This window comes from Bradyrhizobium sp. 956_D2_N1_4, from assembly GCF_052076025.1.
GTDB classification, from domain to species: domain Bacteria; phylum Pseudomonadota; class Alphaproteobacteria; order Rhizobiales; family Xanthobacteraceae; genus Bradyrhizobium; species Bradyrhizobium barranii.
Window position 1 is genome coordinate 1 of the sequence record NZ_CP197237.1, and the last position, 13513, is coordinate 13513.

Annotated in this window: 11 protein-coding genes; 6 read left to right on the forward strand and 5 right to left on the reverse strand. The window is 65.3% G+C overall.

What is annotated here, in order from left to right:
- The first annotated feature begins 303 nt into the window (after window positions 1-303).
- Window positions 304-1842 carry a peroxidase family protein gene (locus AB7535_RS00005; protein ID WP_085398746.1) on the forward strand — a complete coding sequence of 513 codons (1539 nt, stop codon included), beginning with the start codon at window positions 304-306 and terminating at the stop codon, window positions 1840-1842.
- Window positions 1843-1930: 88 nt separating this feature from the next.
- Here the strand turns inward: AB7535_RS00005 and AB7535_RS00010 are convergent, their stop codons facing one another.
- Both AB7535_RS00010 and AB7535_RS00015 read right to left on the reverse strand, forming a co-directional pair.
- Entirely contained in the window at window positions 1931-2449 is a 519-nt protein-coding gene (locus AB7535_RS00010; protein WP_085398747.1) for a hypothetical protein, read from the reverse strand.
- Between the two features lie 38 nt (window positions 2450-2487).
- A complete protein-coding gene (locus AB7535_RS00015) occupies window positions 2488-4035 on the reverse strand; it encodes an acetolactate synthase large subunit (RefSeq protein WP_085398748.1) in 1548 nt (515 codons plus the stop codon).
- Between the two features lie 269 nt (window positions 4036-4304).
- On the opposite strand from AB7535_RS00015, the gene AB7535_RS00020 reads away from it, so the two are divergent.
- A complete protein-coding gene (locus AB7535_RS00020) occupies window positions 4305-4883 on the forward strand; it encodes a L,D-transpeptidase (protein WP_063985416.1) in 579 nt (192 codons plus the stop codon).
- 84 nt (window positions 4884-4967) lie between these two features.
- Window positions 4968-5783, forward strand: a complete 816-nt coding sequence (locus tag AB7535_RS00025; protein WP_441279786.1) for a DUF2927 domain-containing protein — start codon at window positions 4968-4970, stop codon at window positions 5781-5783.
- A gap of 187 nt (window positions 5784-5970) precedes the next feature.
- Here AB7535_RS00025 and AB7535_RS00030 read toward each other — a convergent pair whose 3' ends face one another.
- Window positions 5971-7098, reverse strand: coding sequence for a threonine synthase (locus tag AB7535_RS00030; protein WP_085399836.1), 1128 nt, complete (start codon window positions 7096-7098; stop codon window positions 5971-5973).
- 388 nt (window positions 7099-7486) lie between these two features.
- Between AB7535_RS00030 and AB7535_RS00035 the strand changes: the two genes are divergently transcribed.
- The 3 genes from AB7535_RS00035 to upp all read left to right on the forward strand — a co-directional run bounded on the left by AB7535_RS00035 (window position 7487) and on the right by upp (window position 10871).
- Window positions 7487-8743 carry a GTP cyclohydrolase II gene (locus tag AB7535_RS00035; protein WP_028159520.1) on the forward strand — a complete coding sequence of 419 codons (1257 nt, stop codon included), beginning with the start codon at window positions 7487-7489 and terminating at the stop codon, window positions 8741-8743.
- Window positions 8744-8750: 7 nt separating this feature from the next.
- The gene (locus AB7535_RS00040; RefSeq protein ID WP_085399835.1) at window positions 8751-9989 is read left to right on the forward strand and encodes a URC4/urg3 family protein; all 1239 of its coding nucleotides are present in this window, start codon (window positions 8751-8753) and stop codon (window positions 9987-9989) included.
- Window positions 9990-10241: 252 nt separating this feature from the next.
- Window positions 10242-10871: a uracil phosphoribosyltransferase gene (upp, locus tag AB7535_RS00045; RefSeq protein ID WP_014492299.1), complete on the forward strand. Its 630-nt coding sequence runs from the start codon at window positions 10242-10244 to the stop codon at window positions 10869-10871.
- Between the two features lie 66 nt (window positions 10872-10937).
- Here upp and AB7535_RS00050 read toward each other — a convergent pair whose 3' ends face one another.
- Together AB7535_RS00050 and AB7535_RS00055 are read right to left on the reverse strand one after the other, a co-directional pair.
- The gene (locus tag AB7535_RS00050) at window positions 10938-12050 is read right to left on the reverse strand and encodes a M48 family metallopeptidase (protein WP_063985420.1); all 1113 of its coding nucleotides are present in this window, start codon (window positions 12048-12050) and stop codon (window positions 10938-10940) included.
- A gap of 3 nt (window positions 12051-12053) precedes the next feature.
- A complete protein-coding gene (locus AB7535_RS00055) occupies window positions 12054-13199 on the reverse strand; it encodes a YjgN family protein (protein ID WP_193560897.1) in 1146 nt (381 codons plus the stop codon).
- Window positions 13200-13513 lie beyond the last annotated feature (314 nt).

Sequence of the window (13513 nt, forward strand, 5' to 3'; positions counted from 1 at the left end):
CGCCACACTTATTGCGTGAAGACGATCCGCTTCGCCGACAGTCCGGCGAACTCACTTGCGCGAAGCCGCTCGTGCGCGCCGATGACGAGAATGTTATCCGTCATCGCACAGGGAAAAATTTGCAAAGCGCGGCCGCAGCTTGCTCGTAACGCTCCCTCCCGGAACAACATCGATGTCGCGCAGTGTGTGAAGCAGATCGCTTGTGGCACCCAATCGCCTGATCTAGCGTGACATGCATATTCTGTTGCGAACAACTTTAGCTTTATTCGTTGCACGTCGTGACTTTTCAGGGAGGTGTTTTCAATGAGCAGCCGCCACAGCATTGTTCCGCGCGGTCTGAACGCAACGCGTTCGCCGCTTTCCCAGGGCCGCTTCGGACGCATGTTCCGCAAGCTCACGCCGGCGAAATTCGGTCCGAACGACGCCGACAATGTCGCGAACCTTTCGGCGCTGGCCGACAAGATGGTCGCCGACTTCGATGGTCCGAAGGACGGGCCGGACGCGGAGGAGAGCGGCATTCCCGCGCTCTACACCTATTTCGGCCAGTTCATCGACCACGACATCACCTTCGATCCGGTCAGCTCGCTGACCAAGCAGCAGGATCCCGACGGGCTCGTCGACTTCCGCACGCCGTCGCTCGATCTGGACAATCTCTACGGCCGTGGTCCGAACGATCAGCCCTACATGTATGACGGCATCAAGTTCCGGCTCGGCGAGAAGCTGACCGGCGCGGGCGTACCCGATGCCAGCGACCTGCCGCGCTTCAAGGGCCGCGCCCTGATCGGCGACCCCCGCAACGACGAGAACAGCATCGTCTCGCAGTTCCAGGCCTTGATGCTGCGCTTTCACAACCGCATGGTCGACGACAACGACAGCCTGTCGTTCGAGGACGTGCAGCAGCGCGTCCGATTCCATTATCAATACGTCGTGCTGAACGACTTCCTGCCGCGCATCGTTCACGCCAGCGTGCTGGACGAGCTGAGGACCGCAGGCCAGTACGACCGCAGCAAGCTCGCCCACTACCACTGGAAGACTTACCCGTTCATGCCGGTCGAGTTCTCGGTTGCGGCCTACCGTCTCGGCCATTCCATGATCCGCCCCGGCTATCGGCTGAACGATGCGGACAACATGCTGCTGCAGATCTTCCCCGACCCCAACAATCCCGACAAAAACGCGCTGACCGGCTTCCGCGCCATGGGCCCGGGACGCGCCATGGATTGGGGCCGCTTCATCGATCTGGACACGCGTCCCTACGGCGTCGAGGACGACGACACCAACCCCGACAACAAGAAGCGGCTGCAGTTCGCCTATCGCATCGACGCCTCGCTGGTCGATCCGCTGCGCAAGCTGCCGCCGGAGGTCGCATCCAATCCGTCGTCGCTGGCGCTGCGCAATCTCGAGCGCAGCTGGCGGCTCGGCCTGCCCTCAGGCCAGGCCGTCGCCAAGGCGATGAACCTGACGCCGCTGACGGATGATCAGATCATCGTCGGCAAGGCCGTCGACGAACCCGGCGCGGGCGATCCGCAAACTGGGATCGCAACCATCGCGAACGGCGTGTTTGCCGGCAATTGCCCGCTCTGGACCTACATCCTTGCCGAGGCGCGGCAATTCCAGACCGCGGTGACGATCCCGGCCACCGGCGCGCCGGCGACCGGAATCAACACGCCGCAGCTCGGCCCCGTCGGCGGTCGCATCGTCGCCGAGGTCTTCCTCGGCATGATGTTCGGCGACCATTCCTCCGTGCTGTCGCTCGACCCGCAATGGACGCCGGTGACCGGCTCCAGCTTCGCGCTGAAGGACCTCGTCGCCTATGCGCTCGGCCAGGGCGATCCGCTGCACTGAGGCCTGATGAGATGAGACCCGTTCTTTGTGCTGCGTGACAAGGCGTGGATGGCCGGGACAGGCCCGGCCATGACGCTGTGGAGACGGTCTAATGCGCGGCCCCGAGACCGCTCTCCTCCAGCCGCGCCGCAAACCATAGCGACAGCGGCTGATCGACCAGGCCGCTGACATAGACTTCCGAAATCGTCACATGCTGCCTGTCCAGCACCAGCAGCACGCCGATCCAGTACGCGAACCACACATGCGCGTCGGTCAGCGCCATCAGCTTGTGCTGGTCGTGCTCGAGCGAGGTGTGATTGCTCGCCTTGCGGATCTCGACGGCGAGCAGATTGTTCGGGATCTCGCGCTGATGCACGACGACATCGGGGTAGATCGATTTTCCCAGATGATCGTCGGTGGAGACGATCGTGCCGTGCGGCAGATGCAGCGTGCGCTCGCCGAGGCGGTCGTAGTTGCAATCGACTGACCAGCCCGAGAATTGCCGCTCCAGATAGACGGCAAAGCGGTGCGTCACCGCCCGCTCGCCGACGTCCTTCTCGAACAAGAATCCTTCGTGAGCGTAGAAGTCCCGGAGCGCCGCGATCACCTTGTTCAGCTCGGTCTGCATCTTGCCCCCCGGCCCTCGGCGCTCCCTGGTGCTGTGCCCTACATCTGGACTTCGATCAGCCGCGGCCCGGGCTCGGCGACGGCTTCGGCCAGAGCCTTGTTGAACTCTTCGGCATTGGTGACGGCGCGGCCGGGGACGCCCATGCCCTTCGCCAGCGCGACGAAGTCCAGCGTCGGACGGTCGAGGCGCAGCATGTCGTTGGCACGCTGGCCGGGCTCGCCGGCGCCGACATTGTCGAACTCGCCGCGCAGGATCTGGTAGATGCGGTTGGCGAACACGATGGTGACGATGTTGAGGTTCTCGCGGGCCTGCGTCCACAGCGACTGGATCGTGTACATCGCGCTGCCGTCGCCGACCATGGTGATCACCTTGCGGTCCGGACATGCGATCGCGGCGCCGATCGAAAGCGGCGTGGAGAAGCCGATCGAGCCGCCCATGTTCTGGAGCCAGTCGTGCGGAGCGGCCGCCGCCGTCGGCGGGAAGAAGCCGCGGCCGGTGGTCAGGGATTCGTCGACCATGATCGCGTTCTCGGGGATGGCGCATGCGATCGCCTGCGCGATCGAGGCGAAGGTCAGCGCGCCGGTCGGCTTCACCAGCTCAGCCAGGGCCTGCGGCTTGACGTCCTTCGCGCTCGCCTTCACCGCGCCGGCCAGTGCTTCGAGCGCCGCGACCGAATTCTCGCCCCAGGAGGTCATGCGATGCACCTCGCAGCCCTCGGGCTTGAGCATGCTCGGCTTGTTCGGATAGGCGAAGAACGCCACCGGATCATCGGACTCGATCAGCACGATGTGCCGGAACTTCGCCAGCATCGGCAGCGCGTTCTCGATCACGTAATGAATGCGGTCGATCGAATAGCGGCCGCGGCCGCGCGCCATCTTGGGACGGAAGGTCGGGCCCATCACCGTGCAGCCGGTCTTGCCGGCGATACGCTCGGCCAGCGCCAGGCCCTGTTCGCTCAGCGCGCTGCCGGTCATCAGCAGCAGCGTACCCTCGCCATCGCCGTGCAGGATCTTCGCGGCCCGCTCGACCGCCTGCGGCGAATAGCTGGCGCGCTGCTGCTCGGCCGGTACCTCGGCGATGCCATCGGCCTCGTTCCAGGCGGTGTCGGCGGGCAGGATCAGGGTCGCGATCTGTGGCGGTGCGCTCTTGGCGGCGGCGATCGCCGCGGCGCCGTCAGCTGCAACCGATTTGGAGTCCGGCGAGGTGCGGACCCAGGACGACATCGGCCGGGCCAGGCCCTCGATGTCGGAGGTCAGCGGCGCGTTGTAGTCGATGTGGTAGACCGCATGCTGGCCGACGATGTTGACGATGCCGGAATTCGCCTTCTTGGCGTTGTGCAGATTGGCCAGGCCATTGGCCAGGCCAGGGCCGAGATGGAGCAGCGTCGAAGCCGGCGTGCCCTTCATGCGGAAATAGCCGTCAGCGGCGCCGGTCACCACGCCTTCGAACAGGCCGAGCACGCAGCGCATGCCCGGCACGCGGTCGAGCGCCGCGACAAAATGCATCTCGGAGGTGCCTGGGTTGGTGAAGCAGACATCCACCCCACCCTTGACCATCGTCCGCACCAGGCTTTCCGCACCGTTCATCCCAAAGCTCCCTGCAACCGGCAATATTCAAATGTCCGCTCGATCAATCATTGTTCGCCGCCTCCGTCAAAGCAATAGCCGGCATCGCCGGCCTGCCCCGCGCGACGATCCGCTTGTTTGGCTAATGCTTTCAGGCAAATTAGCGTGGTTGCCGGTTTGGCAACGCCAGACGTTAAGGATGATCTCCCTCACGGGCCCGTGGCTTGCGAAATGCCCGCAAATATGGCCTGTGACTTCAGTTGAATCCGATTTTTTTACTGGGGGAAACAATGATCCGATTTTTTGCCGCGCCGATTGCCGCCATCGCATTGCTGTCGGCCACCGCCGGCGGCGCATTCGCCGAGGGGTTCGACTCGCGCGAGATCATGGGCTTCGGCCCGAGCTTCTTCCGCGGCGGCTCTAGCCCGATCCCCCGCACCACCATCATGTACAACGGCAATTACGCCCCCGGCACGATCGTGGTGAACACGAGCGAGCGCCGCCTGTATCTGGTGCTCCAGAACGGCCAGGCGCTGCGCTACGGCATCGGCGTCGGCCGCGACGGCTTCCGCTGGGGCGGAGTGCACAGGATCACCGCCAAGAAGGAATGGCCGGACTGGACGCCGCCGTCGCAGATGCTGGCCCGCCGGCCCGACCTGCCGCGCCACATGAAGGGCGGCATCGAGAATCCGCTCGGCGCGCGCGCGATGTATCTGGGCTCGACGCTCTACCGCATCCACGGCTCCAACGAGCCGGAGACGATCGGCCAGGCCGTGTCCTCGGGCTGCTTCCGCATGACCAACGAGGACGTCAGCGATCTCTACAGCCGCGTCTCGGTCGGCACCAAGGTGGTCGTGCTCAACAACTAGCCGTCGGCGAACTGCGGGAACCCGCAGGGCGCGTGAATATGCGGTCTTGTGCGTCGCTGCCGAATACGGCAGCGTCGGGTCGTAATGAGCGCATTGGCCCCGCCTTCGTCAGGCTTTCGCATCGCCCTGCTGGCGCTCGCCACTTTCGCGTTCGCCCCTGACACCGCTACCATCGCCGTCGCGGGCGATTTGCCCGCGATCGCCTCGCGCCAGCGCGCCGAGAAGAAGAGCTTCACCGACGGCGAGATCGTCGAAGGCTTTCTGAAGACGGCGTTCGGCGCCGAATACCACCTCGCCGGCCGCGTCGACCGCATCCGGAAATTCGACGGGCCGGTGCGCGTCTACGCCGAGAGCGAGCGCGCCGACCGCAAGACGCAGCTCGCCAAGGTCGTGGCCGACATCGGCAGGCGCGTGCAGCATCTCGACATCGCCATGATCGACACCAGCGAAGCCGCGAACGTGCGGGTGAAGCTGGTTCGCGACCGCGACCTGTTTCGGACGATTTCCAGCTTCTACGGCGCGGAGAAGGCGCGCGAGATCCGCACCTCGCTCGATCCGCAATGCCTGTCCGGCTTCCGCAAGAACGACAATTTCGAGATCGAGCATTCCGACGTCATCCTCACCGTCGACAACGGCGATTTCACCTTCCTCGATTGCGCCTATGAGGAACTGCTGCAATCGCTCGGCCCTATCAACGACACCGCGAGCGTGCCGTGGACCATGTTCAACGACAATGTGTCGATGGGCTATTTCGACGTCTACGACCAGTACATCCTCAACCTGCTCTACGATCCCCGCATCAAACCCGGCATGACCGTGCAGGAGGTCAGGGCGGTGCTGCCCCAGGTGCTCGCCGATGTGCGCGCCTGGGTGAAGCGCGTGAATGATTTGAAGGAGTGAGGCGCGTCTTACCCTCCCCTGGAGGGGGAGGGTCGGCTCGCGGCGCGTCAGCGACGTGAGACGGGGTGGGGTGAAAGTCTCTCCACCGAAGCGCTGCCCGTGTGGAGAGATCACCCCACCCCGCTCGCGCTACGCGCGATCGACCCTCCCCCTCCAGGGGAGGGTAAGCGGAACGCCTCCTCCGCCTCTACTGCACGAGATCAGCAACCGTGGCCGCAGCCTTCAGGCCCGTGCCGGTGAGGACCACAACCGTGGTCTCGTTCGCCTTGATAGATCCCGCCGCGGAGAGTTTTTCCAATGCAGCAGCCGCGCTGGCGCTGGTCGGTTCGGCAAACAATCCCTGCCGCGCAAGACGCCGCAACGCGGCGACGATCTCGTCCTCGGTCAGCGCAACGGTGCCGCCGCCGCTCTCGCGCAAGCTCCCGATGATCTCGCGCAGGCGCAGCGGATTCTTGATGGCGGTGCCTTCGGCGACGGTCTTGTTCACCTCGCGGGCGACCGGCGTGTCGACACCCGCCTTGAAGCTTGCATCGATCGGCGAGCAGTTTAGCGGCTGCGCCGCGAACAGGCGCGGCAGCTTCGCGATCTGCCCGGCTTTCAACAGCTCGCGGAAACCGAAGGCGCAACCGAGCAGGCTGCTGCCGGCGCCAACGGGAACGATGATATTGTCGGGCGCGCGAAAACCGAGGTCTTCCCAGATTTCATAGGCGAGCGACTTGGTGCCTTCGAGGAAGAACGGCTGCCAATTGTGGCTGGCATAAAAGGTCTGGCTCGACTGGCGGATGGCCTCGGCCTCCGACTCCTCGCGCGGCCCCTCGACGAGTTGAACCGCGGCGCCATAGGCGCGCACCTGCGCGATCTTGGCCGGCGACGTCGAGGCTGGCGCCAGGATCTTCACGCGCGTGCCGCCGGCGGCACCTAATCCCGCCATCGACGAGCCGCCATTGCCCGAGGAGTCCTCCAGGATCGCGTCGACGCCGATTTGCCGCAGGAATGACAGCATCACCGAAGAGCCCCTATCCTTGAAGCTGCCGGTCGGGTTGAACCATTCGAGCTTGAAGAACGGACGCAAATCGCCCCAGTCCTGCTGGACCAGCGGCGTGCAGCCTTCGCCGAGCGTGATCGGCTTCTTGATCTCGACCGGCAGCGCCGCCCGGTAGCGCCAGAGCGAGCGCGTGGCGCCGTCGATGTCCGCGCGCGATATGCCTGGTCCCGGCGTCACCAGCAGCGGCGTCCGCTCGTCCGAGCACCAGCGCGGCTGGTCCAGCGGATAGAGCCGTCCGTTACGGGGGTCGATGTAGCTGGCGGTGGGCATGGCAGTCTCCAGGCGAGAGGCGATCTATACGATTTGTCCGATTATGTGGGTCTGGTCCAGTCCACGGCACCGCGGTGGCGCAACCGCCGCGCCGCCCTCTTGAAAACATAAAAAATATAACTAGTTCAAATCCTTAGACCTATCGCGCGGATCGAATAGCAAGGTTCGGCCGGGGCGAAGGAGCGGCATCCAGGCGAGCCGGACCTGCCCGTCGGTGACGGGAATTTGGCCAGGGTCGCCTGCCCGGCGGGGAACCATTAACTTGTCTGTCGTCGCCAGCCGCTACAATATGTTGGATTGAGCTCGCGTCGCCGGTGTTCGGCACCGGCAACGCAAGTGAGCCAGGCCCGTCCGAGCGGCGGGCCGTCGGCTTTTTGGGAGCCTGGACATGAGCCGCGCGAACCGTACCGATCACATCCGCCTGACCTCCCATCCGGAGCCGGGCAAAAAGGCCGCGTTTCCGATTCACTGGGGCGCAGCCGACGCACGCACCCGGGGGCCGATCATCGGCACGGTATCGCGCGCTGGGGATCGCAACGTGATCGGCAGCCATGGCGGCTCCTACGCCATGTACCGGGCGCTCGCGGTGTCCGCCGGCGCGCTCGATCCGATCCGCCGGCCCGACCTCACCAACACCTTTCCGGCCGCGACCATCGGGCCGTTCGAGCAATGGCGCGATCCCGACAAGATCGTCGCGCTCGATCCCTGGGGGCATCTCGTCGCGGAGAATTTCGGCAAGGACATCGCCGAGGGCGTCGACATCAGGCCGAGCATCGCGGTGACGCGCGCGCGGCTCGACCTGCCGGAGATCCGCGAGGCGCTCGCCGCAAAACGGCTGCGCGCCGACGGCGAGGTCGTGCACGCCAATGGCAGCGTGTCGGTGGTGAAAATCGCGATCGATCCGGTCTGGTACCTGCCGGGCCTTGCGACGCGCTTCGGCACCGGCGAGACCGAGCTGCGGCGCACGCTGTTCGAGCAGACCGCCGGCATGTTCCCCGAGTTGGTCACCCGGCCGGACATGAAGGTATTCCTGCCGCCGATCGGCGGCACCACCGTCTACATGTTCGGCGATGTGACAAAACTTCCGGACCACCGCACCAAGATCACCTGCCGCGTGCATGACGAGTGCAACGGCTCCGACGTGTTCGGCTCCGACATCTGCACCTGCCGCCCCTATCTCATCCACGGCATCGAGGAATCCGCGCGCGGCGCGCAGGAGGGCGGGCTCGGGCTCGTCATCTACAACCGCAAGGAAGGCCGCGCGCTCGGCGAGGTCACCAAATTCCTGGTCTACAATGCGCGCAAGCGCCAGGAGGACGGCGACGCGGCGGCCGCCTATTTCGAGCGCACCGAATGCGTCGCCGGCGTCCAGGACGCGCGCTTCCAGCAATTGATGCCGGATACGATCCACTGGCTCGGCCTGAAGCGCATCGACCGTTTCCTGTCGATGAGCGACATGAAGCATGACGCGCTGACCTCGCAGGGCATCGACATCGTCGAGCGCGTGCCGATCCCGCCGGAGCTGATCCCGGCCGACGCCTATGTCGAGATCGCCGCGAAAAAGGCTGCCGGCTATTACTCGACCGACATCGCGCCGGAGAAGGACGTGAACGGCGTGGTCGGGCGCTCGCTGGAAAAGTACTGATCGCGCGATGGCGGAGGCTTTGGAACAACAGGCCCGCTCCCTGCTCAGCGCAGGAGCGGTTCGCGCGCGTGCCGCAAAAATGCTCGAGATCGGCCTCGCCGGCGGGCTCCGGCACTTCACGATCGACCTCGACCGCATGGACGGCGTCGCGGAGGCCGTGATCGCGGTCACGCGCAAGGCCTATCCGACGCTGGAGATTCCCTTCCATGCCCGCTGGCGGCATTTCGTGCTCGGCGGCGTCGATCGCTGGGCGAGGCTTGCCAACGTCGCATCGTGGCCGGATCGCGCGGCACGTGCGCGCGCCGAGTTCGACCTCGCCATTGTCAGCGTGCTGCTCGACGCAGGTGCGGGAGCCACGTGGCGCTATCGCGACGCTGTGACCGGCGAAAGTATCGGCCGATCGGAGGGGCTTGCCATCGCAAGCCTCGACATGTTTGCAGGCGGCCTGTTCTCCGGCGATGCGCGTGCGCCGTTCAGGGCCGATGCAGACGTGCTGGCGAAACTACCGCTCGCCTCCCTCACCTCCGCCTTTCAGGCGAGCGATGCCAATCCGCTGCTCGGTCTCGACGGACGCACTGATCTGCTGCGACGTCTGGGCAAGCTGGTTGCCGAGCGCGCGGACATCTTCGGCCTGCACGATACGCCGCGGCCAGGCGGCCTGTTCGATCACATCGCGGCACAGGCCGTGGGGGGCGCGGTCGCCGCGCCCGCCATCCTGTCCGCAGTGCTGAACCAGCTTGGACCGATCTGGCCGTCACGGCTCGAGCTCGCCGGGATTCCGCTCGGCGATTGCTGGCGTCATCCGGCGATCGGGGCGGACGACGGAACGGCAGGCCTCGTACCCCTGCACAAGCTGTCGCAATGGCTGAGCTATTCGCTGATCGAACCGCTGCAGCGCGCCGGCTTTGACGTCACCGACATCGACGGCCTCACCGGCCTCGCCGAATACCGCAATGGCGGCCTGTTCGTCGATCACGAGGTGCTGCGCCTGCGCGACGCCGCCGATGCCGAGCGCGCGCATGCGGTGGATTCCCTGCTCGTCGTAGAATGGCGCGCGCTCACCGTCGCGCTGCTCGACCGGCTTGCGGGCAGCATCCGCGCCAGGCTCGGCCGCACGCCCGAGACCTTGCCCCTCGCGAGCATTCTCGAAGGTGGCAGCTGGGCCGCCGGCCGCGCCATCGCCTTCGCGCGCCGGCCGGACGGCGCGCCGCCGCTCAAGGTGATCAGCGACGGCACGGTTTTCTAAACCCTCTCCCCCTGTGGGAGAGGGTGGCTTCGCGAAAGCGAAGCCGGGTGAGGGGTTGTCTCCGCGAGGGCATCTCTCATTGGAGTTCGTGGAGAGAGACCCCTCATCCGGCGCCGTAGCCGATGCGGGGCATCGGCGTTCTTAAGAACGGCGGCCCAAGGGCCGCCTATGCCACCTTCTCCCACAGGGGGAGAAGGGAAGAAGCAACGGCCCGTCGCGTTTCACCCAAGTGCATTTCGTTAGGAGCGTTTCATGGAAGGCGTCACGATCGTCGATCATCCGCTGGTGCAGCACAAGCTGACGCTGGTGCGGGACAAGTCCATCTCGACCAAGTCCTTCCGCGAGCTGATCAAGGAGATCGGCATGCTGCTGTGCTACGAGATCACGCGGGATCTGCCGCTCGCCGATACCGTCATCGAGACGCCGCTGGCGACGATGCATTCGGCCAAGATCGCCGGCAAGAAGCTGGTATTCGTGCCGATGCTGCGCGCCGGCACGACCTTCGTCGACGGCATGATGGATCTGGTGCCGACCGCGCGCGTCGCCCATATCGGCCTCTACCGCGAGCCGCACAGTTTTGCCGCGGTCGAGTATTTCTTCAAATCGCCGTCCGACCTCAGCGAGCGCCTCGCGATCGTGGTGACCCCGGTGGTCGCGACCGCCAACACGGCCGTCGCCGCAATCGACCGGCTGAAGGAGCGCGGCGCCAGGGACATCCGTCTCGCCTGCCTGATCGCGGCCCCTGAAGGGCTCGAACGGCTGCGCGGACTGCATCCCGACGTTCCGATCTGGACGGCTGCAGTGGACGAAGGTCTCGACGAGAACGGCTTTATCCTGCCGGGCCTCGGCGATGCCGGCGACCGCGCTTACGGGACGCGGTAGGCGCGGAGCTCTTTTTTTGACGCGTTTTCTTCACGCGAACCGGTCGCCACTTCGCTCGAAAACGCTCTAGATCTTCCCGCTGCCGCAAATCAGCTTGAGCGACTGCCATTCCTTGTCCGTCAGCAGCGGCGGGCCGCTGGCGGGACGATCTTCCTTCGTCATGCGTGCGAGGCGGTCTTCGGTGAGCGGGTGGCTCGCCAGGATCGTGGTGAGGCCGGAGCCGCCTTCCTTGCCGGTGATGCGGAACATCAGTTCGGCCGCGGGTTTCGGCGAGCGGCCGAGCTTGTGCATGATCTCGATCGCAAACGTATCCGCGGCGGTCTCGGCCTCGCGCGAATAGGAGGCTTCGACCACGCTGCGCGAGGCGAAGATCACGGCGCTCGAGCCGGTGACGTCGCCGAACAACAGGCCGATCAGGAACGATGTGCCGCCGTTGTAGATCAGCCCGCGCATGTTGTCGTAATGCTTGAGATGGCCGAGCTCATGGGCAAGGATGCCGGCGAGTTCGTCGGGGTTTTCGGCCTTGTCGACCAGGCCCCTCAGCACGTACACCTTGCCGCCGGGCAGCGCGAATGCATTCGGCACCGAGGTCGGCAGTACACCGGCCGTCATGGAATCGTCGTCGAGGCCGGCGGCATCGCGCAGACGATTGACCAGTTTTGTGAACGCGGCTTTGCCCGCGGGGTCTTCGCACGCCTTGCGGCCGAAGATGGTTTTCACCTGGACTTCGGAGGCGTCGCCAATGCGCCGTTCGATCGGCTTGGGCACCAGCGGCGCTAGCCGGTCGGCAGCGAGCGGCACACCGAACAGCACGACGCAAACGATGGAGACGGCGGCGGCCACCGACCAGCCGACGATCTTTGCGACACCGCGGCGCGACGTCTGGTGCTCGTCGAGACGCATGCAGCGGGCGGTCACGTCGGCGGCGAGCGCGGCGTCGCGAATTTCAAGCCGCGCCAGCGGCGGCGCGGATGTCGAGGCCAGGCGCAATATCCCGGCCGGACTGTCGGCGCGGCGAATGTCGGCATAGGTCCAGCGAACCGGCGCTCCGCCCTCCTCGACGATGTCGAGCGCGTCACCGAGCGCCAGCGACACCTCCCGCCTGCGGCTCGACACGCCGTCGAAGAATATCGTCGGCTTGGCGGACTGCGCCGGAACCTCGGTGGACAACTCACTCACAGATCAGAATCCCGCGACATCGAGCCCATCGGCAAAGCCTTCGCCGAGCGCGCTGGCAAGCTCACCGCTGCCGCGTACATCCGCCGCGGCCCCGATGTTGTGCACCTCGACGGTTTCCAGCACCTTGGCCCAGAGATCGCGCTGCAGATAGACCCGCATGACGATGTTGATCGCTAGCGCCACGGCGAAATAGCCGATCACCATCATGACCAGCATCGGGATGCTCTTGCCGGCATTTCCGGGGCCGAAGACCTGATCAGCCGGAACGCCACTTAGCTGGACGACGAGTAAGGCGCCACCGCCCATATAGGCGGCGAAAACGGTCGAAAGCAGCATCCACCAGCCGATCACTTTCCAGTACAGGCCGTAGAACGCGTTGTGCGGCAACTCCGAGGACAGGCTGACACCGCCGATGCGGATGCCGTCGAGCCACCAGCGCCATTCACGCGCCTTGAACTCGGCATAGAAGAACGGGGCGAGCGGGAAGATCACGAGTGCGATCGGGCTCAAGAGCCACAGCCACCAGCCGCGCTTGAAGAAGGTCCAGCCGTCGCCTTCGAAGTCGCCGGAGAGATCGCCGTAATGGGTGTGCCGCATCTTGTAGCGTTCGAGCGACGCCTCGCGCCAGGGCAGCGCCAGGCCGAGGGTGAGGAACACCAGCAGGCCCCACGCCATGGCCCGGAACGAATAGGCCCAGCCCGAGCCGTCCATCCAGAACCGGACGCCGCGCCAGACCGTGCGCGTCAGGCGATAGCGCCGCGCGCGAAAAATCGCGAACTGTCCGAAGGCGTAGAAGCTGATGAACAGCGGCGTCGAGGCAAAGCCCTGCCAGCGCTCGAACTCGATGCCGATGAGAAAATAAGCGAGGTAGATCGGCACCAGGATCGCGAGCGCGAACAGGAAGCCGACCAGCAGCTCCTTGGCCCGGCCGGTGTATTCGGCCGCATCGCCGTCGACCGCGGTGTTCGTCCACAAATGACGGCGGATGTCGGTGACCAGCCAGAACCGGTAGAAGCCGAAGGTGACGAGCTCAAGCATGGCACCCTTGGTGACCAATTTGCGGAACTCGGAGCGGTTGCCGGTGAAGTCGACCCGCGTGGGCGGCAGCGGCGGGGGTAAGGGTTCGGAGCCGATGGGGGCCCATTGCATGTCGTTCACGGCGGCAACCTCGGGGTGCGGACCTGATACGGTCAAACTATAGATCAGAGATTTGGTCGATCCCCAAGATGGCTGGGTTCGATTTACCTCGATTTCTCGCATGATTCCGCAGGCGCGGGGGTGCGGGAGATCACGTTGACACATCTGCGTGACGGTTGCTGATCCGTAGCCCGATGACAGGCTCCGCGTCATCCGGGACAGCGCCAATGGCGGCCCGAATCCCGGATTTCGCTCCGCTCCATCCGGGCTACGCATCTAGCCACCTCTCGCAAAGGTTGGATGTGGCAAAAGTCTCCCTTGCTCCG

Bases quoted from the DNA above. Each gene is read 5' to 3' on its own strand.
- AB7535_RS00035 (WP_028159520.1), top strand. From the start codon at position 7,487: ATGAGCCGCGCGAACCGTACCGATCACATCCGCCTGACCTCCCATCCG.
- AB7535_RS00030 (WP_085399836.1), bottom strand. From the start codon at position 7,098: ATGCCCACCGCCAGCTACATCGACCCCCGTAACGGACGGCTCTATCCG.
- AB7535_RS00025 (WP_441279786.1), top strand. From the start codon at position 4,968: ATGAGCGCATTGGCCCCGCCTTCGTCAGGCTTTCGCATCGCCCTGCTG.
- AB7535_RS00055 (WP_193560897.1), bottom strand. From the start codon at position 13,199: ATGCAATGGGCCCCCATCGGCTCCGAACCCTTACCCCCGCCGCTGCCG.
- AB7535_RS00010 (WP_085398747.1), bottom strand. From the start codon at position 2,449: ATGCAGACCGAGCTGAACAAGGTGATCGCGGCGCTCCGGGACTTCTAC.
- AB7535_RS00040 (WP_085399835.1), top strand. From the start codon at position 8,751: ATGGCGGAGGCTTTGGAACAACAGGCCCGCTCCCTGCTCAGCGCAGGA.
- AB7535_RS00015 (WP_085398748.1), bottom strand. From the start codon at position 4,035: ATGAACGGTGCGGAAAGCCTGGTGCGGACGATGGTCAAGGGTGGGGTG.
- AB7535_RS00005 (WP_085398746.1), top strand. From the start codon at position 304: ATGAGCAGCCGCCACAGCATTGTTCCGCGCGGTCTGAACGCAACGCGT.
- upp (WP_014492299.1), top strand. From the start codon at position 10,242: ATGGAAGGCGTCACGATCGTCGATCATCCGCTGGTGCAGCACAAGCTG.
- AB7535_RS00020 (WP_063985416.1), top strand. From the start codon at position 4,305: ATGATCCGATTTTTTGCCGCGCCGATTGCCGCCATCGCATTGCTGTCG.